Origin of the sequence: Pseudomonas capeferrum, from assembly GCF_000731675.1 — a bacterium.
In the GTDB taxonomy this organism is placed as follows: Bacteria; Pseudomonadota; Gammaproteobacteria; order Pseudomonadales; family Pseudomonadaceae; genus Aquipseudomonas; species Aquipseudomonas capeferrum.
This window is the reverse complement of sequence record NZ_JMIT01000004.1, coordinates 207,610-226,496: the sequence shown is the minus strand read 5'-3', so window position 1 is coordinate 226,496 and position 18,887 is coordinate 207,610. Positions and strand designations below refer to the sequence as shown.

22 protein-coding genes are annotated in these 18,887 nt (G+C 64.0%); 14 read left to right on the top strand and 8 right to left on the bottom strand.

Going from position 1 to position 18,887, the window contains the following annotated elements:
* The first annotated feature begins 19 nt into the window (after positions 1-19).
* Positions 20-892, top strand: coding sequence for a hypothetical protein (locus PC358_RS23135; protein WP_033702792.1), 873 nt, complete (start codon positions 20-22; stop codon positions 890-892).
* 40 nt (positions 893-932) lie between these two features.
* On the opposite strand, the gene PC358_RS23130 is transcribed toward PC358_RS23135, so the two are convergent.
* Positions 933-1,982, bottom strand: coding sequence for an alkene reductase (locus tag PC358_RS23130; RefSeq protein ID WP_033702791.1), 1,050 nt, complete (start codon positions 1,980-1,982; stop codon positions 933-935).
* Positions 1,983-1,994: 12 nt separating this feature from the next.
* On the bottom strand, positions 1,995-2,297 hold the full coding sequence (locus tag PC358_RS23125) for an ArsR/SmtB family transcription factor (RefSeq protein WP_033702790.1): 303 nt from the start codon (positions 2,295-2,297) through the stop codon (positions 1,995-1,997).
* 152 nt (positions 2,298-2,449) lie between these two features.
* On the opposite strand from PC358_RS23125, the gene PC358_RS23120 reads away from it, so the two are divergent.
* Positions 2,450-3,034, top strand: coding sequence for an acyl carrier protein phosphodiesterase (locus PC358_RS23120; protein ID WP_033702789.1), 585 nt, complete (start codon positions 2,450-2,452; stop codon positions 3,032-3,034).
* 51 nt (positions 3,035-3,085) lie between these two features.
* On the opposite strand, the gene PC358_RS23115 is transcribed toward PC358_RS23120, so the two are convergent.
* A complete protein-coding gene (locus PC358_RS23115; protein WP_033702788.1) occupies positions 3,086-3,874 on the bottom strand; it encodes a lysophospholipid acyltransferase family protein in 789 nt (262 codons plus the stop codon).
* The gene (gene olsB, locus PC358_RS23110; protein WP_033702787.1) at positions 3,874-4,629 is read right to left on the bottom strand and encodes an L-ornithine N(alpha)-acyltransferase; all 756 of its coding nucleotides are present in this window, start codon (positions 4,627-4,629) and stop codon (positions 3,874-3,876) included. The genes PC358_RS23115 and olsB overlap by 1 nt, the downstream gene beginning before the upstream one ends.
* 150 nt (positions 4,630-4,779) lie before the next feature.
* Here olsB and PC358_RS23105 point away from each other — a divergent pair, with 150 nt between their 5' ends.
* From PC358_RS23105 to PC358_RS23080, 6 genes are all read left to right on the top strand, one after another.
* On the top strand, positions 4,780-5,667 hold the full coding sequence (locus PC358_RS23105) for an acyl-CoA dehydrogenase middle domain-containing protein (RefSeq protein ID WP_033702786.1): 888 nt from the start codon (positions 4,780-4,782) through the stop codon (positions 5,665-5,667).
* Positions 5,668-5,748: 81 nt separating this feature from the next.
* Positions 5,749-6,813, top strand: coding sequence for a serine hydrolase domain-containing protein (locus tag PC358_RS23100; RefSeq protein ID WP_033703001.1), 1,065 nt, complete (start codon positions 5,749-5,751; stop codon positions 6,811-6,813).
* On the top strand, positions 6,810-7,118 hold the full coding sequence (locus PC358_RS23095) for a hypothetical protein (RefSeq protein ID WP_033702785.1): 309 nt from the start codon (positions 6,810-6,812) through the stop codon (positions 7,116-7,118). The genes PC358_RS23100 and PC358_RS23095 overlap by 4 nt, the downstream gene beginning before the upstream one ends.
* A 43-nt stretch (positions 7,119-7,161) precedes the next feature.
* Entirely contained in the window at positions 7,162-7,743 is a 582-nt protein-coding gene (locus PC358_RS23090) for a YceI family protein (RefSeq protein WP_033702784.1), read from the top strand.
* Between the two features lies 1 nt (position 7,744).
* Positions 7,745-8,902 carry a phospholipase D-like domain-containing protein gene (locus PC358_RS23085; RefSeq protein WP_033702783.1) on the top strand — a complete coding sequence of 386 codons (1,158 nt, stop codon included), beginning with the start codon at positions 7,745-7,747 and terminating at the stop codon, positions 8,900-8,902.
* A 51-nt stretch (positions 8,903-8,953) separates the two neighbouring features.
* Entirely contained in the window at positions 8,954-9,532 is a 579-nt protein-coding gene (locus PC358_RS23080; RefSeq protein ID WP_033702782.1) for a DJ-1/PfpI family protein, read from the top strand.
* 35 nt (positions 9,533-9,567) lie between these two features.
* Here PC358_RS23080 and PC358_RS23075 read toward each other — a convergent pair whose 3' ends face one another.
* Positions 9,568-9,966, bottom strand: a complete 399-nt coding sequence (locus PC358_RS23075) for a nuclear transport factor 2 family protein (protein ID WP_033702781.1) — start codon at positions 9,964-9,966, stop codon at positions 9,568-9,570.
* A gap of 115 nt (positions 9,967-10,081) precedes the next feature.
* Between PC358_RS23075 and PC358_RS23070 the strand changes: the two genes are divergently transcribed.
* Both PC358_RS23070 and PC358_RS23065 read left to right on the top strand, forming a co-directional pair.
* Positions 10,082-10,672 (top strand): GNAT family N-acetyltransferase, encoded by a 591-nt coding sequence (locus PC358_RS23070; RefSeq protein WP_033702780.1) that lies wholly within the window; start codon positions 10,082-10,084, stop codon positions 10,670-10,672.
* Positions 10,669-11,541 carry a carbon-nitrogen hydrolase family protein gene (locus tag PC358_RS23065; RefSeq protein ID WP_033702779.1) on the top strand — a complete coding sequence of 291 codons (873 nt, stop codon included), beginning with the start codon at positions 10,669-10,671 and terminating at the stop codon, positions 11,539-11,541. Before PC358_RS23070 ends, PC358_RS23065 begins: the two co-directional genes overlap by 4 nt.
* A gap of 51 nt (positions 11,542-11,592) precedes the next feature.
* Here PC358_RS23065 and PC358_RS23060 read toward each other — a convergent pair whose 3' ends face one another.
* Positions 11,593-13,116, bottom strand: a complete 1,524-nt coding sequence (locus PC358_RS23060) for a fumarate hydratase (RefSeq protein ID WP_033702778.1) — start codon at positions 13,114-13,116, stop codon at positions 11,593-11,595.
* A gap of 249 nt (positions 13,117-13,365) precedes the next feature.
* Here PC358_RS23060 and PC358_RS23055 point away from each other — a divergent pair, with 249 nt between their 5' ends.
* Positions 13,366-14,286, top strand: a complete 921-nt coding sequence (locus PC358_RS23055) for an iron-sulfur-binding ferredoxin reductase (RefSeq protein ID WP_033702777.1) — start codon at positions 13,366-13,368, stop codon at positions 14,284-14,286.
* A 143-nt stretch (positions 14,287-14,429) separates the two neighbouring features.
* Here the strand turns inward: PC358_RS23055 and pyk are convergent, their stop codons facing one another.
* Positions 14,430-15,884: a pyruvate kinase gene (gene pyk / locus PC358_RS23050; protein WP_033702776.1), complete on the bottom strand. Its 1,455-nt coding sequence runs from the start codon at positions 15,882-15,884 to the stop codon at positions 14,430-14,432.
* 180 nt (positions 15,885-16,064) lie between these two features.
* On the opposite strand from pyk, the gene PC358_RS23045 reads away from it, so the two are divergent.
* The 3 genes from PC358_RS23045 to sbcB all read left to right on the top strand — a co-directional run bounded on the left by PC358_RS23045 (position 16,065) and on the right by sbcB (position 18,438).
* On the top strand, positions 16,065-16,451 hold the full coding sequence (locus tag PC358_RS23045; protein WP_033702775.1) for a tol-pal system YbgF family protein: 387 nt from the start codon (positions 16,065-16,067) through the stop codon (positions 16,449-16,451).
* A 123-nt stretch (positions 16,452-16,574) separates the two neighbouring features.
* Complete coding sequence (locus PC358_RS23040) at positions 16,575-16,934, top strand: PilZ domain-containing protein (protein ID WP_033702999.1); 360 nt, start codon at positions 16,575-16,577, stop codon at positions 16,932-16,934.
* Between the two features lie 67 nt (positions 16,935-17,001).
* Positions 17,002-18,438, top strand: coding sequence for an exodeoxyribonuclease I (gene sbcB, locus PC358_RS23035; protein ID WP_033702774.1), 1,437 nt, complete (start codon positions 17,002-17,004; stop codon positions 18,436-18,438).
* A 70-nt stretch (positions 18,439-18,508) separates the two neighbouring features.
* Here the strand turns inward: sbcB and mvaT are convergent, their stop codons facing one another.
* On the bottom strand, positions 18,509-18,886 hold the full coding sequence (gene mvaT / locus PC358_RS23030) for a histone-like nucleoid-structuring protein MvaT (RefSeq protein WP_033702773.1): 378 nt from the start codon (positions 18,884-18,886) through the stop codon (positions 18,509-18,511).
* Position 18,887 lies beyond the last annotated feature (1 nt).

Genomic DNA, 18,887 nt, shown 5'->3' with positions numbered 1-18,887 from the left:
ACTGCGGTTGAATGTATCCATGCGTAACCATGCTCACGACGATTACGATGATGTGCCTACCCTGAGGGCCGGCACCCCCGACGATGACGAACTGATGCCAGCGCACGTGGTGCGCAATCGCCAGAAAGCCGAGCGTGGGGCCAGCACCGCGCCTCTGTGGGCGCTGCTGGGGGCGTCGTTCATCGCCTTGGTGGGGTTGGGCTGGTGGAGCTTTCAGCAGATATCGCTGATGGAGCAGCAACTGGTCGCGACCCAGGAAAGCTTTGCCCGCATCAGCGAAGAGGCGGCCGGGCGGCTGCAGGCCATCAGCGGCAAAGTGGCGGCCAGCGAATCGACGGTCACGACCGGCAGCGAGGCCTTGAAACTGCAGATCCGTCAGTTGCAGCAAGGGGTGGCCGGGCAGACCGGTGACCTGGGCAAGCGCCTGGAGCAGGTGCTGGCCGATACCCGTGAACAGCAAAAAGCCGTGACTGAGCTGCAGACCCAGTTGCAGGCGCAGTTGAAGCTGGTGAATGGCGAACTGGCTGCGCTGAAGTCCAGCCAGGTCGATGGCGGCAAGCTGGATGCCCAGTTCAAGACCTTGACCACGGATGTGGCCGCCTTGAAAGCGGCGCAGGTGGATGGCGGCAAGCTGGATACTCAGCTCAAGAGCCTGGGCAGCGATGTGGCGGCGCTGAAGAAGCAGGGCAACCCGAGTGCGGCGATCCAGAACCTGGAGCAGGACATGCTGGTGTTGAAGAGTCAGATCGACAATCGCCCGGCTGCTGCGCCGTCATCGAGCGGTGCTTCGGTGCAGGAGTTCGATGCGTTCCGTGGGCAGATGACCCGCAGCCTGAATACGTTGCAAAGCCAGGTCCAGAACCTGCAACAGCAGATCAACGCGCGGCCTTGAGCCTAACCGCCGGGGCAACGCGCCCCGGCGGCCGATCCGCTTACAAGCGCGGGTAATCGATGTACCCCACCGGCCCCTTGCCGTAGAACGTTTCCGGGTGTGCCGGGTTCAAGGGGGCATCTGCCGCCAGGCGCGCCGGCAGGTCTGGGTTGGCGATGAATGGCACGCCGAACGCCACGGCGTCGGCTTTGCCGCTGGCCAACGCGGCATTGGCACTGGCCTTGTCAAAACGCTCGTTGACGATGTAGGGGCCGCCGAACGCTTGCTTGATCAGTGGGCCGATGCTGTCGTCGGCGTCTTTCTCCCGCGAGCAGATGAAGGCGATGCCGCGCTTGCCCAGTTCACGGGCGACGTAGGTGAAGGTCTCGGCCCGGTCGGCGTCGCCCATGTCGTGTGAGTCGGCACGCGGCGCCAGGTGCACGCCCACGCGGTTTGCCCCCCACACTTCAATGGCGGCGTCGGTCACCTCAAGCAGCAAACGTGCGCGGTTTTCCAGCGAACCACCGTAGCGGTCGGTGCGCTGGTTGGTGCTGCTTTGCAGGAACTGGTCGAGCAGGTAGCCATTGGCGCCATGCACCTCGACACCATCGAAACCGGCGGCCTTGGCATTTTCGGCGCCGCTGCGGTATGCCTCGACAATGTCGACGATCTCTTCGGTTTCCAGTGCGCGCGGTGTGGGGTAGTCGGTGAGCGGACGCACCAGGCTGAGATGGCCCTTGGGCTTGATTGCGCTGGGTGCCACGGGCAGCTCGCCGTTCAGGTAGCTGGGGTGGGAAATGCGGCCGACATGCCACAGTTGCAGGAATATGCGCCCGCCGGCGCCATGCACGGCCTTGGTGACGTTGTTCCAGCCGCGCACCTGTTCATCGTTCCAGATGCCTGGGGTGTCGGGGTAGCCGACCCCCATCGGCGTGACCGAAGTCGCTTCGCTGAGGATCAGCCCGGCGCTGGCGCGCTGCACGTAGTATTCGGCCATCAATGCGTTTGGCACCCGGCCTTCATCGGCGCGGCAGCGGGTCAGCGGGGCCATGATGATGCGGTTGGGCAGTTGCAGGTCGCCCAGCGTGATCGGGTCGAAGAGCGTAGTCATGCGGTTTCCTTTTCAGAGCGCTCGGCTCAACTGGGCGAGGAAGGCCTGAACGGTCTCCTCATTGCGTTTGAAGAAGTGCCATTGGCCGATCTTCTGGCTGTTGATCAGGCCGGCGCGCTGCAAGATGGCCAGGTGCGCAGAGACGGTCGACTGCGACAGGCCGCAGCGTTGGTCGATCTGCCCGGCACAGACGCCGTGTTCGGTGCTGTGGTGCTGGTCAGGAAACTGCGTTGCCGGGTCCTTCAGCCAGTCGAGGATTTGTCGCCGTACCGGGTGGGCCAGGGCTTTTATTATTTCGTCCAGATCGAGGGGCATGGGGTGGGGCTCGTGGTGAAGCGGTAAATCGCGGTAGGGCGAAATTTAAATCGGTATTTCGCGATATACAAATATGAAGTCGTTCTGAGCTGAGCACCAATCGCTATATCGTGTGATGACGATATAGGCCTGGGCGGTGCTAGACTTGCGCCATGAACTACCTCGCACACCTGCACCTGGGCGGCCCTGCGCCGCAGCAATTGCTCGGCAGCCTGTATGGCGATTTCGTCAAGGGCACGCTGGAGGGGCGCTTTCCGCCGGCACTGGAAGCGGCGATCCGCCTGCACCGGCACATCGACAGTTATACCGACCGCCATCCCGTGGTACTGGCAGCGTTGGCACGTTTCCCCGCACAGCGACGGCGCTTTGCCGGCATTGTCCTCGATGTGTTTTTCGACCACTGCCTGGCGCAGCATTGGGCGGATTATGCCGAGCAGCCGTTGGCGCAGTTCACCGGCAATTTTTATCGGGTGCTGCTGGCTGAGCCTGAGTTGCCGGGGCGCCTGGCGCGCATTGCGCCGTTCATGGCGGCGGATGACTGGCTGGGGGCGTATGGCGATTTTGCGACGCTGGAGCAGGTGTTCAACGGCATTGCGCGGCGGCTGTCGCGGCCGGCGGGGATGAGCGGGGTGATGCCGGAGCTGGAGCGCTTGTATGAGCCGTTGCTGGCGGACTTTCGTGAGTTCTATCCACAGTTGCAGGCGTTTGCGGCGGTGGGGCGGGTGTCGGGCAGTTAGTCATGTATTGCCTGCCCCGGCCTCTTCGCGGGTACAGGCAGCCCAAGCCAATCAGGCAGCCCGCGCCTGCCGCTGTGGCACCCTCACTGCCTCTTCAACCCCGAACAACGCCCCATGAATGGCCTGCTGCGCCTGCAAGGCCAGTACCGCTCGCTCTTTCTGCGCGCTGGCAATCGGTTGCAGCAGGTGAATGCACACCTCGCCACGCGGCTGGGCAAACAGACGCAGCAGGTGTGACACCAGGTCATCATCGCCAATGAAAGGCGCAATCGGGTCGATCACGCCATCGCGCAAGTACTGGATCGCCACGGGTTGAACGGCCACGCCCTGGTCGATGGCGCCTGCCAGTAGCCGGCCGTGGAACGTTCGCAGGCCATGGCCGTTGGTGGTAGTACCCTCCGGGAAGATCAACAGTGGCCGGGCTTCGCCCAGTTGCGTGCTGATCTGCTCGCGCAGACGCTGGCTGTCGCCACCGCCGCGGCGGATGAACAGCGTGCCGGCTTTCTCTGCCAGCCAGCCGGCCACCGGCCAGTGACGGACTTCGGCCTTGGACAGGAAAGACAGCGGCTGCAGCATGCCGAGCAGTGGGATGTCGGCCCAGGAGACGTGGTTGCTGACCCACAACATCGGCCGCTGCGGCAGCTGGCCGATTACCCGCACCTTGAACGGCAAGGCGGCCACCAGGCGCTTCATGAACAGGCAGCTCCAACGTTGCCGGCGCTCGATGGAGGCTTTGAGGCCCAGGCGTTCGCCAAGTGCGATCACGCTGGCCATCAGCATGCCGAGCAGCAGGACCAGAAGCAGCCGTGTCAGGCGGGCCAGTACCCGCAGCTGGGGCATCAGACCGCCGCCTTGAAGTGGCGGGCGTAGCGCGGGCAGAGGTCGTCGCGCTTGAGCAGGATGAACACGTCGGCAACCTGGAAGTCTTCGTCCCAGCACGGCTCGCCGCAGATCTTCGCACCCAGGCGCATGTAGGCCTTGAGCAGCGGTGGCATTTCGGCGATGACGTTGTTGGGCAGGGCCAGGCTTGGCAGAGGTTTTTTCGGCTCGGCACGTAGGTGCTCGGTGCACAGGTAACGCTCGCGCAGGCGCTGCATGACCGCATGGGCCTGCACGCCACCGTCCTGCATGGGGATGCTGGCGCAGCCCATCAGGTAGCAGTAGCGCCCTTCGTTGAGTACTTCGGCGAGCTCGCCCCAGAGCACGGCGATGGTGCCGCCGTTGCGGTAGTCGGCGGCCACGCAGGTGCGCCCCAGCTCCAGGATCGGCCCTTGCAACTGCACCAGGCCGTGCAGGCTGAACTCTTCTTCGCTGTAGAAACGGCCCAGGCTGCTGGCCGCCTGGTGGTCGAGCAACCGGGTGGTGGCTACCAGCTCGCCGGTGCTCAGGTCGCGCACACCGATATGGCGGCAGTGCGGGTCGTAGTCGTCCATGTCCAGGCCGTGTTCGGCACCTTTGAGCTTGGCCTTGAATTCTGCACTGAACACGTTGTAGCGCAGGGCCTGGGCTTCCTGCAGGGCCGTGGCGCCGACCAGGCGTTCGGCTTGCAGACGGCGTGCAGTGCTGGTGTCGCCAGCGTGAGCGATCCGAGTCATTACGAGTCTCCATAAGCCAGCCATGAAGGGTTGCGGCCGGTCGGCTTTGTTGTGCAAAGTCAGCCTAGGTAGACGGGGTGTCACCCCTGTGAATCTTTGGTGATGCTTGCGTGACACCCTCCCACACGCCCCAGCAAGGAGCATCCTGCGATGGCTTGGCTACAACGACTCAACGACCCGCTGCGCCTCCCTATGGCCGGCACCCTGGGTGAAACCTACGCCGCGCTGCTCGAGCGCCTTGGCCAGGTAGCCCCGTTCGAACTGGCGGTGCTTGGCGGGCGCGCCATGCCCACGCCGGGCCTGGCGTTTCTGGTCGGCTACCAGGCCGCCTTGCGGGTGCTCTGGCCCAGTGCGCCACCCAGCCTCGGCGCACTGTGCGCGACCGAACGGCGCAGCGTGCGGCCGGCAGACATGCGCACCCGTCTCGACGGTTTGCGCCTTGGCGGCAGCAAGGATTTCGTCACCGCCGGCCTTGAGGCGGAGTGGCTGCTGGTGGCCGCGCGCAGCGAAGCGCCAGGCGAGGCAGTGCGGCTGAACCTGGCGGTGGTGTACCCGGGGGAGCCGGGCGTGACGCTGGAAGCGTTGCCGACCTTGCCGCTGATGCCCGAAGTCGGCCATGGCCGCCTGCACCTGGAGCAGGCGGCTTGCGAGTTGCTGGCAGGCGATGGCTGGGATGCTTACGTCAAACCGTTCCGCTCGCTGGAGGACCTGTACGTGCTCGCCGCGTTGACGGCCTGGCTGTATGGCGTCGGCCAGGAATGTGCGTGGCCGCAGGCGTTGCGTCTGCGTTTGCTGAGCGTGCTGGCCGGCTGTGCCGAGGGTAGCCGCCAGTGTGCCGACAGTGTCGGTTGCCATTTGCTGCTGGCGGGGTTGTTTGGCCAGTTCCAGGCGCTGCGCGCCGACATCGATGAGGCGTTGCTGGCGGGGCCTGCGCAGTGGGCGCAGCTCTGGCAGCGTGATCAGGGGGTGTTGGCGTTGGCGGCGGCGGCGCGGGATAAGCGTTTGGCCAAGGCCTGGGCGGCTGCGGGATTGTCATGAAGGGCAGGCAGACTCGGTGAACCATTGAATGCTGGGGCCGCAAAGCGGCCCCATGGCGCCGAGGCCCAAGTGCTCGATACCCTGAAAGCCCTACTGGCAACCCTCAGCCTGGCAGTGGCCCCAGCCTGGGCCGAAGACTGGCCGGCCCCCGACTGGCAAACCGACCCCACCCCCATCGACTGGCAAGCCGTCGACGCCTATGCCTTCCCCCCTGACGGCAGCCTGCGCACCGACGCCCTGCTGATCATCCGCGACGGCCGCATCCTGCATGAACGCTACGCCGCGCCCACCACCGCCAGCACCGCGCACCTTACCTGGTCGGTGAGCAAGAGCGTGCTGGCCACGCTACTGGGCGTGGCCCAAGGCGAAGGGCGTTTCCAGCTGCAGGACCCGGTAGCCCGCTTCTACCCCCCGATGCAGGCACACCCACAGGTGCGCCTGGGAGACCTGCTGCACTGGGCCAGCGGCCTGGCCTGGCAGGAAGACTACGAATACGCACCATTGCACTCCTCGGTGGTGGCCATGCTCTACACCCGTGGTCGTGAGGACATGGCGGCCTATACCGCAGCGCGGCCTGCGGCGCAGCTACCGGGGCAGCGCTTTCTCTACTCCAGCGGCGACAGCAACCTGTTGGCAGCGGCCCTGCGCGGCATGCTCGATGCCGGGGAGTATGCCGACTACCCGTGGCAGGCGCTGTTCACGCCGCTGGGCATCAACAGCGCGGTGTGGGAACGCGATGGCGCGGGGAGCTATGTCGGGTCTTCGTACCTGTACCTCACTGCCCGTGACCTGGCGCGCATCGGCCTGCTGATGCAGCGCGACGGGCGCTGGCGCGAGCGCCAACTGGTGCCTGCGACATGGGTGGCGTTCAACCGCACGCCGTTTGCCCTGGCCGAGGCTGTACCCGGCGAGGCCAACCCAGGCGGCCACTGGTGGCTCAACACCGCGTCGCCAGGCGGGGCTCGTCCCTGGCCGCATGCGCCGGCTGACACCTACGCCGCGCTCGGTCATTGGGGCCAGGCGCTGTACGTGTTGCCGACGCAGAAGCTGGTGATCGTTCGCTATGCCGATGACCGAGGCGACAGTTACCAGCATGACCAACTGCTCGAACGGGTACTGGCGGCGCTGGCCGGGGAGGGCGCATGAGGCGGGTGCTGCTGGTGCTGTTGGCGCTGCTTGGCGTGTCGTTGGGATGGAGCGGTTGGCAGGCACGTCAGGCGTTGGCGGACTTCCCGGGCATTCTTTCGGCCTACTCGGCCAAGGAGTACTGCTCATGCCGCTTCGTCATGGGGTTTGACCCGGCGTATTGCCGGGGGTACGTGAAGCAATGGCTGCCCCTTGGCCTGCTGGCGGAAAACAGTGCGCAGCGCCTGGTCACGGCCGAGGGCCTGGGCCGGCGTAACCAGGCCGCATGGCAGGGCGCACGCGTGGGCTGCCGCTTGCTGCCATGATGGCGGGCGGGTAAGGTTGCGGTCTTGTTTCACGAGATCTGTCATGTTCAAGTTGCCCCGCCTCCTGCCCGCCTTGTTGCTGGCTCTATGCCTGCCCGCCCACGCCAACTGGCACCTCGATGGCGAGTCATCGCGCCTGTCGTTCATTACCGGCAAGAACGGTGATACCGCCGAAGTCCATCGCTTCCTGGTGCTGCATGGCACGGTAGACCGCAAGGGCGCGGCCGGCCTGCGCATCGAGATGGACTCGGTGAGCAGCGGTATCCCCTTGCGCGACGAACGCATGCGCGACGGTCTGTTCGAGGTCGAGCGTTTTGCCGAGGCGACGGTGAAGGCGCAACTGGACCTGCGCCCGATCAACGACCTGGCCAGCGGTGCGCAAATCGAACTGCGCCTGCCGCTGACCGTTACCCTGCATGGCCAATCCCACCGCTACAACGCCTTGCTGCTGGCCACGCGGCTGGACGAGCGGCGCTTCCAGGTGGTGACCCTGGAGCCCCTGGTACTGCGCGCCGAGGATTTTGGCCTGATGCCGGGGCTGGAGAGCCTGCGCAAGTTTGCCGGGCTCAAGTCCATCAACCCATCGGTACCGGTCAATGCGGTGCTGATCTTCACCGCCCGCTGACATGCCGGGGCCGGTCTTCCCCTGGCGGGATGGCAACCAGTTCGAACTGCTGATCGACGGCCCCGAATTCTTCCCTCGCATGCTTGAGGCGATCACGCGCGCCGAGTTCCAGGTCGACCTCGAACTGTATCTGGTCGAGGCTGGCGCCTGCGCCGAAGCGGTCGTCGCAGCGCTGGAACACGCCGCCCGGCGCGGTGTGCGGGTGCGCTGCCTGTTCGATGACTATGGCTCGCTGGCCTTCAACAGTGCCCTGCGCCAGCGGCTGCTGGAAGCAGGCGTGTACCTGCGCTGGTACAACCGCCTGCGCTGGAAGCGTGGCTTGCGCAACCTGTATCGCGATCACCGCAAGCTGCTACTGGTGGACGAGCGCTGGGCAGTGGTGGGGGGCACGGGCGTCACCGACGAGTTCTGGACGCCGGCCAGCGCTACCAGCGAATGGCACGAGGTAATGGTGCAGATGCAGGGGCCGGTGGTCAGCGACTGGCAGTTGTTGTTCGACCGCCAATGGCACGCCAACAACCGGCGCACCGCCTGGCGCCCAGCCGAAGGTTTCGGCCTGCCGCGCCTGCCCAAGGTGCCTGCGCAGGGGCAAGGCATGGGCCGGGTAGCGTATGCCGACGCCCGTCAGCATCAGGACATCCTGCATTCGCTGGTGCGCGCGCTCAACAGCGGCAAGCAGCGGGTGTGGCTGGCGACGCCTTATTTCTTGCCGACCTGGAGTGTGCGCCGCTCGTTGCGCCGCGCGGCCAGCAAGGGCCTGGACGTGCGCCTGCTGCTGACCGGGCCGCGCACCGATCACCCCTCGGTGCGCTATGCCGGGCATCGTTACTACCCGCGCCTGCTGCGCGCCGGGGTGAGGATTTTCGAGTACCAGCCGTGTTTTCTGCACTTGAAGATGGCCGTGGTGGACGACTGGGTGAGCGTTGGTTCGTGCAACTTCGACCACTGGAACCTGCGTTTCAACCTCGAGGCCAATGTCGAGGCCCTGGACCCGCCGCTGACCGCTGCCGTGGTGGCCAGTTTCGAGCGTGACTTCGCCTTGAGCGAAGAGGTCGACCTCGACCACTGGAACGCCAGGCCGCTGTGGCGACGGGTGAAGCAGCGGGTATGGGGTTGGCTCGACCGTCTGGTGGTCAACCTGCTCGACCGGCGTGACTGAGAGCGACTATCGTGCAGTGACTGTTCACAAGCAATGGAAGGAGTGGATGCGATGACGGCGAAGAAAATTCTCATGCTGGTTGGCGACTACGTCGAGGATTACGAAGCGATGGTGCCGTTCCAGGCCCTGAGCATGGTTGGTCATACGGTGCACGCTGTCTGCCCCGAGAAGCTTGCGGGCCAGACCGTGCGCACCGCGATCCATGATTTCGAGGGTGAGCAGACGTACAGCGAAAAGCCGGGGCACAACTTTGCCCTGAACTATGACTTTGTGCGGGTGCGTGCCGAAAGCTATGACGCCTTGCTGATCCCCGGTGGCCGTGCCCCGGAATACTTGCGCCTGGATGAGCGGGTGCTGGAGCTGGTCAAGGCGTTCGACCAGGCAGGCAAACCGATTGCGGCGGTGTGCCATGGCGCGCAGTTGCTGGCAGCGGCGGGTGTGCTGGAAGGGCGCGAATGCAGTGCCTACCCTGCCTGTGCGCCGGAGGTGCGTTTGGCGGGCGGGACGTTCATTGATATCGCGGTGGACCAGGCGCATGTGGAAGGCAACCTGGTGACCGCGCCGGCATGGCCTGCGCACCCGGCCTGGCTGGCGGCTTTCCTCAAGGTGCTGGGTACACGTATCGCCTGATCTACACGGCCGCTCCTACAAAAGCGTAAGCAGATTCAGCCGACCTGCTCGACCCAGTCATTGAGGTTGTAATAGTTGGTCACCCGGGCAATCTTGCCGCAGTGGATATAGAAGAACGCCCCCGCCGACAGCACATAGGTCTGCCCGTTGGCCGCGGGCAGGCCTTCGTCATCGGCGATGTACTCGCCATGCACGGTGAACTCCGCGGCTGCGCGGCTGCCGTCGGCATTCTGCATGACCACGATATCGGCCAGGCGCTCGCGGTAGCAGCGGTTCATCTTGTCCATGAACGCGGCAAACCTGGCCTTGCCCATCTGCCGCTCGCCCTGGTTGATGTCGTGGATCACATCTTCGTTCAGCAGTGCGAGAAAGCCGGGCATGTCACCGGCATTGAAGGCGGCGTAGTAGGCATTTACCAGTTCGGTAGCGGTCATGGAACAATTCCTGTCGTGTTGGGAAAAGGCGGTGCGTTGACTTGGATGATAGGGTTTCCCCTCAAGCCCGGCTTAGCCGAGCGCGTCATCCACATCGACAAAACGACCGCCAAGCATGGAAATCCGCCTGTTGCACGGCGCCGCTATCGCGCCTTACATCGATGACCTCGCTCGCCTGCGCTTGACCGTGTTCCGCGAGTTTCCCTACCTGTACGACGGTACGCCGGAGTACGAGGCCGATTACTTATCTACCTATGCCCGCTCCGGGCGCAGCCTGGTGGTACTGGCGCTGGACGCCGGCCGGGTGGTGGGTGCCGCCACCAGCCTGCCGCTGGTGGACGTTGCCGCCGAGTTCCAGCAGCCGTTCCTGGCCCAGGGGCGTGACCCTGCCAGCGTGTACTACTTCGGTGAGTCGGTGGTGCTGCCGGAGTACCGTGGCCAAGGGCTGGGGGTGCGTTTTTTCATCGAGCGCGAGTCCTACGCCCACAAACTCGCCGAGTTCGATTATTGCGCCTTCTGTGCCGTGGAACGGCCGGGCGTGCACCCGCTGCGCCCGGCGCACTACAAGCCCTTGCAGGGGTTCTGGCGCAATCGTGGGTTCCTGCACGACCCCTCGTTGCGCACCCACTATGCCTGGCGCGACCTGGATGAACAGGAATCGTCTGAAAAGATCATGTCGTTCTGGCTCAAGGAACTGCCGATATGACCCGCCTCGCGGCCTGCCAGTATGCCATCGAGCTGCACAAGACCTGGGATGCCTACGTCGATCATCTGCAGGGTCTGTGCGCCGAAGCGGCCGAGGCCGGCGCTCAGCTGCTGCTGTTGCCGGAATACGCGGGCCTGGTACTCAGCGGGCTGTTACCTGTGCAGCAGCGGGGTGATTTGAAGGCTTCTATCGCCGGTATCCAGCCCTTGATCGAACCTTGGAAAGCGCTGTGCGAGCGCATTGCTCGCCGCTGGGGCATCTACCTGCAGCCCGGCAGCCTGCCGGTGCAGGACAGCGATGGCCGTTATCGCAACCGTGCCTGGCTGTTTGGCCCCGAGGGTGAACTGGGGCATCAGGACAAGCTGATGATGACGCGCTTCGAGCGGGAACAATGGGACATTGCCCCGGGCGATGGCCTGAAGGTGTTCGATACCCAGCTGGGGCGGCTGGGCATTCTGATCTGCTACGACAACGAATTCCCGATGCTGGCACGGCGCCTGGCAGAAGGGGGCGCCGACCTGATTCTGGCACCGAGCTGCACCGATACCGAAGCCGGTTACCACCGGGTGCGCATTGGTGCCCAGGCGCGGGCCCTGGAGAACCAGATTGCCGTGTTGCAGAGCCCCACGGTGGGGTTGGCCGCGTGGTCGCAGGCGCTGGATGAGAACATTGGGCGGGCCGGGTTGTTTGTGCCGCCGGACCATGGCATGCCGAAGGACGGAGTGGTGGCCCTGAGTACCGAGCTTGACCCGGCCGGCAGCCAGTGGCTGATCTGTGACGTGGACCTGGCGGCGGTGCGGCGGGTAAGGGAGCAGGGGCAGGTGTTTACCCGGCGCGACTGGCCAGAGCAGTTCGAGCGCAGCCTGTAAATGAAAACGCCCGGCAGATGCCGGGCGTTTTCGATCAGGCCGGAGGGTGAATCACTTCACTTCAACCGCCAGGCTTTCGGCAATCTTGCTCTGCCACAGCGCGGGGCCGGTGATGTGCACCGACTCACCGTTGCTGTCCACCGCGACAGTGACCGGCATGTCCTTCACTTCGAACTCGTAGATCGCTTCCATGCCCAGCTCGGCGAACGCCAGGACCTTGGACTTGCGGATCGCCTGAGCCACCAGGTAGGCGGCGCCGCCGACGGCCATCAGGTACACGGCCTTGTTGTCCTTGATCGCTTCGATAGCGGTCGGGCCACGCTCGGACTTGCCGATCATGCCCAGCAGGCCAGTCTGCTCGAGGATCTGGCGGGTGAACTTGTCCATGCGGGTAGCAGTGGTCGGGCCGGCTGGGCCTACCACTTCGTCACCGACCGGGTCGACCGGGCCGACGTAGTAGATGAAGCGGCCTTTCAGGTCGACCGGCAGTTCTTCGCCACGGTTGAGCATCTCGACCATGCGCTTGTGCGCGGCGTCGCGGCCGGTGAGCATCTTGCCGTTGAGCAGGATGGTCTCGCCTGGCTTCCAGCTGGCGACTTCTTCCGGGGTGATCGAGTCGAGGTCGACGCGACGGGCGCTTGGGCCGGCTTCCCAGACGATTTCCGGGTAGGCGTCCAGCGATGGCGCTTCCAGCTCGGCCGGGCCGCTGCCGTCGAGCACGAAGTGCGCGTGACGGGTGGCGGCGCAGTTCGGGATCATGCACACCGGCAGGGAGGCGGCGTGGGTCGGGTAGTCCATGATCTTGACGTCGAGCACGGTGGTCAGGCCGCCCAGGCCCTGGGCGCCGATGCCCAGCTGGTTGACCTTGTCGAACAGCTCCAGGCGGATCTCTTCGATGCGGTTCTGCGGGCCACGGGCTTTGAGTTCATGAATGTCGATGGACTCCATCAACACTTCCTTGGCCATGACCGCAGCTTTTTCGGCGGTGCCGCCGATGCCGATGCCGAGCATGCCAGGTGGGCACCAGCCGGCGCCCATGGTCGGGACGGTCTTCAGCACCCAGTCGACGATCGAGTCGGACGGGTTGAGCATGGCCATCTTCGACTTGTTTTCCGAGCCGCCGCCTTTGGCTGCGACATCGACTTCGACCTTGTCGCCAGGGACGATCGAGTAGTGGATGACGGCCGGGGTGTTGTCCTTGGTGTTCTTGCGGGCACCGGCCGGGTCGGCCAGGATCGAGGCGCGCAGGACGTTCTCAGGCAGGTTGTAGGCGCGACGCACACCTTCGTTGATCATGTCGTCGACGCTCAGGGTGGCGCCGTCCCAGCGCACGTCCATGCCCACACGCACGAACACGGTGACGATACCGGTGTCCTGGCAGATCGGGCGGTGGCCGGTGGCGCACATGCGCGAGTTGATCAGGATCTGGGCGATGGAGTCGCGCGCGGCAGGCGACTCTTCACGCAGGTAGGCCTCGTGCATCGCCTGGATGAAATCGACGGGGTGGTAGTACGAAATGAATTGCAGGGCGTCGGCGACGCTCTGAATCAGGTCGTCTTGCTTGATCACGGTCATGCAGCGCGCTCCTCTTAAAGACGGGAACATTCGTAAAGGCTTTCCGACACTGCACACCTGTGTGTCGAAACGCCTGGCAAGGCGTCGGCAGGTCAGGCCGACGTAAAAAGGCGCGGCAGTATAGCGCGCCTCACCGTGCGAAACACCTGCGCGTGGTCTGGACCATGGTCGGCAGTGCGGCGGGCATCCTTTTTGCTGCCGATAGCGGCTTGCCTTAGAGTGGCGATGTAGACCAAGGAAGTAATGACCATGCCTGAACTCTGTGTGGGCGAGCGCCGCTGGACGGTGCCCACCGGCAGTAACCTGCTCGATGCCTTGAACGAGGCAGGCTTGAATGTGCCCTACAGCTGCCGTGCGGGCAGTTGCCACGCCTGCCTGGTGCATTGCCTGGATGGGCAACCGGTGGATGCGCTGCCCGAGGCGTTGGCGCTGGACAAGCACGCACAGGGCTGGCGCCTGGCCTGCCAGTGCCGGGTGGTGGACGACCTGCGCGTGGCGGTGTACGACCCGCAGCTCGAAGGGGTGCCCGCAACGGTGTGTGAACTGGACTGGTTTGGCGATGTGTTGCGCTTGCGCCTGCGGCCGGAGCGGGCGCTGCGGTATCAGGCCGGCCAGCATCTGGTGCTGTGGAACGGTGCGGTCGCGCGACCGTATTCCTTGGCAAGCCTGCCGGGTGAAGACGCCTTGCTGGAGTTTCATGTCGATTGCCAGCGGCCAGGGGCTTTCTGTGACCAGGCCCGGGCCTTGCGGGTTGGCGATGAACTGCTTCTGGGCGAGCTGAGGGGCGGGGCGTTGCATTATGACCCGGACTGGCAGGACCGTGCGCTGTGGTTGCTGGCGGCCGGGACGGGGCTTGCGCCATTGTGGGGCATCTTGCGCGAGGCGCTGCGCCAGGGGCATCGGGGTGAGATCAGGGTGCTGCATGTGGCGCGTGAGCACGCCGGGCATTATCTGGCTGAGCCGTTGCTGGCAATGGACGGGGTGCGTGTCGAGCAGGTGCTGGCGGAGCAGTTGGATGAAGCGCTGGCGGCGTTGCGGCCGTCATCACGGCAGACCATCGCGCTGCTGTGTGGCTCGCCGGGGAGTGTCGAGCGGTTTGCGCGGCGGCTGTTTATTGCGGGGGTGCCGAGGAACCAGGTGTTTGCCGATGTGTTTGTCGAGCATGCCTGAGGAATGTTGCGCGCCTATGCCGACCCTTTCGCGGGGCAAGCCCGCTCCCACAGGGACCTGACTGCGCCTGAGTTCAGAAGGGTAACTGTGGGAGCGGGCTTGCCCCGCGAAGGGGCCGCAGAGCGGCCCCCCTGGAAAGGCTATCAGCCGACCAGCGGATCACCGACATGCAGGATCTTCATGCCGTTGGTGCCACCGATGGTGTGGTAGCTGTCGCCCTTGGTCAGGATCACCCAGTCACCCTGTTGCACCAGGCCACGCTTGAGCAGTTCGTCGACCGCCGCTTGGCTCACCTTGTCGGCCGGCAGCGAAGCCGGGTCGAAGGCGATCGGGTAGACACCACGGAACATCGAGGCGCGAGCCTGGGTAGCGCGGTGCGGCGACAGGGCGAAGATTGGCACGTGCGAACGCAGGCGCGACATGATCAGCGGGGTGTAGCCACTTTCGGTGAGGGCGATGATCGCCTTGACGCCCGGGAAGTGGTTGGCGGTGTACATGGCCGCCAGGGCGATGCTTTCGTCGCAACGCTCGAAGGTGGTGTGCAGGCGGTGGCTGGATTTCTGGTTGGTCGGGTGCTTTTCGGCACCTTGGCAAATCCGCGCCATGGCCTGTACGGCTTCGATCGGGTAGGAACCGGCAGCACTTTCGGCCGACAGCATCACCGCATCGGTGTTGTCGAGCACGGCGTTGGCCACGTCGGACACTTCAGCGCGGGTCGGCATCGGGTTCTGGATCATCGACTCCATCATCTGGGTCGCCACGATCACCGCCTTGTTGTTGCGGCGGGCGTGCTGGATGATCTTTTTCTGGATGCCGATCAGCTCGGCGTCGCCGATTTCCACACCCAGGTCGCCACGGGCAACCATCACTGCGTCGGAGGCGGCGATCAGCTTGTCGAGGGTCTCGTCGTCGGCAACGGCTTCGGCACGCTCGATCTTGGCCACCAGCCAGGCGCTGCCGCCGGACTCGTCACGCAGCTTGCGGGCATATTCCATGTCGCTGGCGTCACGCGGGAACGATACGGCCAGGTAGTCCAGGTCCATTTCCGCGGCCAGCTTGATGTCGGCCTTGTCTTTTTCGGTCAGGGCCGGCGCGGTCAGGCCGCCACCTTTGCGGTTGATGCCTTTGTGGTCCGACAGCGGGCCACCGATGATCACCACGCAGTGCAGTGCATCAGCGGTAGCGGTCTCGACGCGCATGACCACACGGCCATCGTCGAGCAGCAGTTCGTCACCAACGCCGCAGTCCTTGACCAGGTCGGGGTAGTCGATACCGACGATGTCCTGGTTGCCTTCGGTCAGCGGGTGGGCGGTGGAGAAGGTGAACGTGTCACCGATCTTCAATTCGATGCGCTTGTTGCTGAACTTGGCGATGCGGATCTTCGGACCTTGCAGGTCGCCCAGCAAAGCGACATGGCGGCCGTTCTTGGCGGCGATGTCACGGATCAGGCGGGCGCGCGCTTTGTGCTCGTCCGGGGTGCCGTGGGAGAAGTTCAGACGTGCCACGTCCAGGCCGGCAAGGATCAGTTGTTCGATCACTTCCGGCGAGTTGCTGGCGGGGCCAAGGGTGGCGACGATTTTGGTACGGCGGATGGTCATGCACAGACTCCTATAGTGAAGCGCAGCGAAAGGCTACTCCTGAATCGCGCTGTAGTCATTGTTCCGTTGCACTACCTGCGAGCGAGGCAGGGTGGCGTTTGAACGGTCAGGCCATCCTTGCAAAAGGGTGTGAAGATTTATCGGCAAAGGCCGATACACTGGCATCAAAGGAGACCCCCCATGCGAGCCCTGATCGTTTTAGCCTTGGCGGCCAGCGCCGTCGGCTGCACCCGCTGGTCCATGGACCACCACTTGAACAACGCCTACCGTGCCTATGACCGCGGCGATTGCCAGCGGGTCATGCTGGAGCTGTCGCAGGTTGACCGCACCAGCCGCGCACGACCGTTCGTCCACCCGGAGGTGTCGCTGCTGCGCGGCCAGTGCCTGGAGCGCCAGAAGCTGTTCGTGGATGCAGCGCAGACCTACGAGTACCTGATCCAGCAGTACCCCGGCAACGAATACGCGTACCGTGCCCAGGCTCGCCTGCAAACACTGGAGCAGCTTGGCCATTACCGCGGTGCCGAAGCGGCCGTGGCCAACCCGGTGAAGGTCACCCCTTGGCGTTAATGCCAAGGTGTGATTTATTTCACGGGATTTACCGTGCGCGCTGCGCTAATCTGTAACTCAGTTGTTACAACAACCGCCAGTACCTCGCATTCCTGGCACCGGGTACGGACTGCACTTGTGATCATGTTCAACAAGCGGCATATCGAACGCCATCAGTTGCCCTGCGTTCTCAAGGTCTTCAACCGTTTTACCGATCAGGCGATCGGCCAGCTGGGTAATGCCTCCGAAGATGGGCTGATGCTGATCAGCCAACTGCCGGTACTGGTCGGGCCAGACTACGAACTGCAACTGCGCTTGCCGCTGGCCGGTGGCGGGTATCAGTTCATCAACCTCACCGCCAGTTGCCTGTGGTGCCGCGAAGACCAGACGCCCGGCAACTACGATTCCGGCTTCATGTTGCTGCAGGCGCCCCGCGAGTACGATGAATTCGTCCGCTCGTTGCGCGACTATTTCAGTTTCCGCCCCGCCAACGCATCCGCCTGACTCCCCCTGAGCCTTGGCGCGCGAGAATCGCGCTAGAATCGGGTCGACCTTGATACAGGACGACCCCGTGAGCTCCAGCATTTTCTGGCACGACTACGAAACCACTGGCATCAACCCGCGCTGCGACCGGCCACTGCAGGTGGCCGGTGTACGCACCGATTTCGACCTCAACGAGATCGAAGAACCGATCAGCCTCTTTTGCAACCCCTCCGACGACATCCTGCCGCACCCGGCCGCCTGCCTGGTAACCGGTATCACCCCGCAGCAACTGCAAGCCCAGGGGCTGTGCGAAGCCGAGTTCATGACCCGCGTGCACGAGCAACTGGCGCGCCCTGGCACCTGTGGTGCCGGCTACAACACCTTGCGTTTCGACGATGAGGTGACGCGTTACAGCCTGTACCGCAACTTTTTTGACCCTTACGCCCGTGAATGGCAGGGCGGCAACAGCCGCTGGGACCTGATCGACATCGTGCGCACGGCCTATGCACTGCGCCCTGAAGGCATCGAGTGGCCGCAGCAGGATGGCCGCACCAGCCTGCGCCTTGAACTGCTCAGCAAAGCCAATGGCATCGACCATGGCCATGCCCACGAAGCACTTTCCGACGTGCGGGCCACCATTGCCCTGGCGCGCTTGATTCGGCAAAAACAACCGAAGTTGTATGAGTGGCTGTTTCAGTTGCGCAGCAAACATAAAGTGATGGAGCAGATTCGTTTGTTGCAGCCACTGGTCCATATCTCTGGGCGATTTTCGGCGGCGCGTAATTACCTGGGGGTGGTCCTGCCGCTGGCGTGGCACCCGCGCAATCGCAATGCCCTGATTGTCTGCGACCTGCATCAGGAAACCCTACCGTTAATACGGGAAAGTGCCGAAGTTCTTCGCCAGCGCTTGTATACCCGGCATGAAGATCTGGCAGAAGGTGAATTACCCGTTCCGCTTAAATTGGTGCAAATCAACCGTTGCCCGGTGCTGGCACCGCTCTCGGTATTGCGCCCGGCCGATCAACAGCGCCTGGGTGTGGACTTGACGTTGTTACAATGGCGCGGCGAGCAATTGGCCAATCAACAGGCGGACTGGCAAGACAAGCTGGCGCACATTTATGGCAATGATGATTTCGCCCCGAGTGAAGACCCTGAACAACAGTTGTATGACGGTTTTCTAGGGGACCGCGACCGCCGTTTGTGCGAGCAAGTTCGCACGCTGGAACCTGCGCAGTTGGGCCAAGGGCACTGGATGTTCGATGACCCGCGCATGCCTGAACTGTTGTTCCGTTATCGGGCACGCAACTTCCCTGACACCTTGAATAGCGAAGAGCGCCAGCGCTGGTATGCATTCTGTCAGCACCGTCTGAGCGACCCCCAGTGGGGCGCGCCGAATACCCTGGGTGATTTCGAGCAGGCGCGCCAGCGTGCCTGGGAAAGCGCCGACGAGGCGGGCCGCCGGGTATTGGACGCCTGGCAGGAACACGCCAGTAAACTGAAGACACAATTTGCAATTGCGCGCTGAGTGGACAAACAAAAACGCCGGCATCGAGCCGGCGTTTTTGTTGCGTCAAGCAATGTGAGCGTGCGGACTATCAGTCCAGCAGGGTCGCCCAGCTTTCAACCACGTCACCACCCCACTTGGCTTTCCATTCTTTCAGGGTCTTGTGGTTGCCGCCTTTGGTTTCGATCACTTCACCATTGTGCGGGTTCTTGTATTGCTTGACCTTGCGCGCACGCTTAGTGGCGGTGACCTTGACCGCGCCACGTGGCGCCTTGCTCAGTTTCGACTCTGGGTCGAGCAGGGCAATCACATCACGCAGCGACTTGGAGTACTCGCCCATCAGCGTGCGCAGTTTGCCTTCGAACTCCAGCTCTTGCTTCAGCTTGTCATCCTGGGACAGGTTGGCCAGGCGGGCCTGAAGTTCCTTGATGGCTTCTTCGGTGGCGCGGTACTCGTTAATCAGGGACATG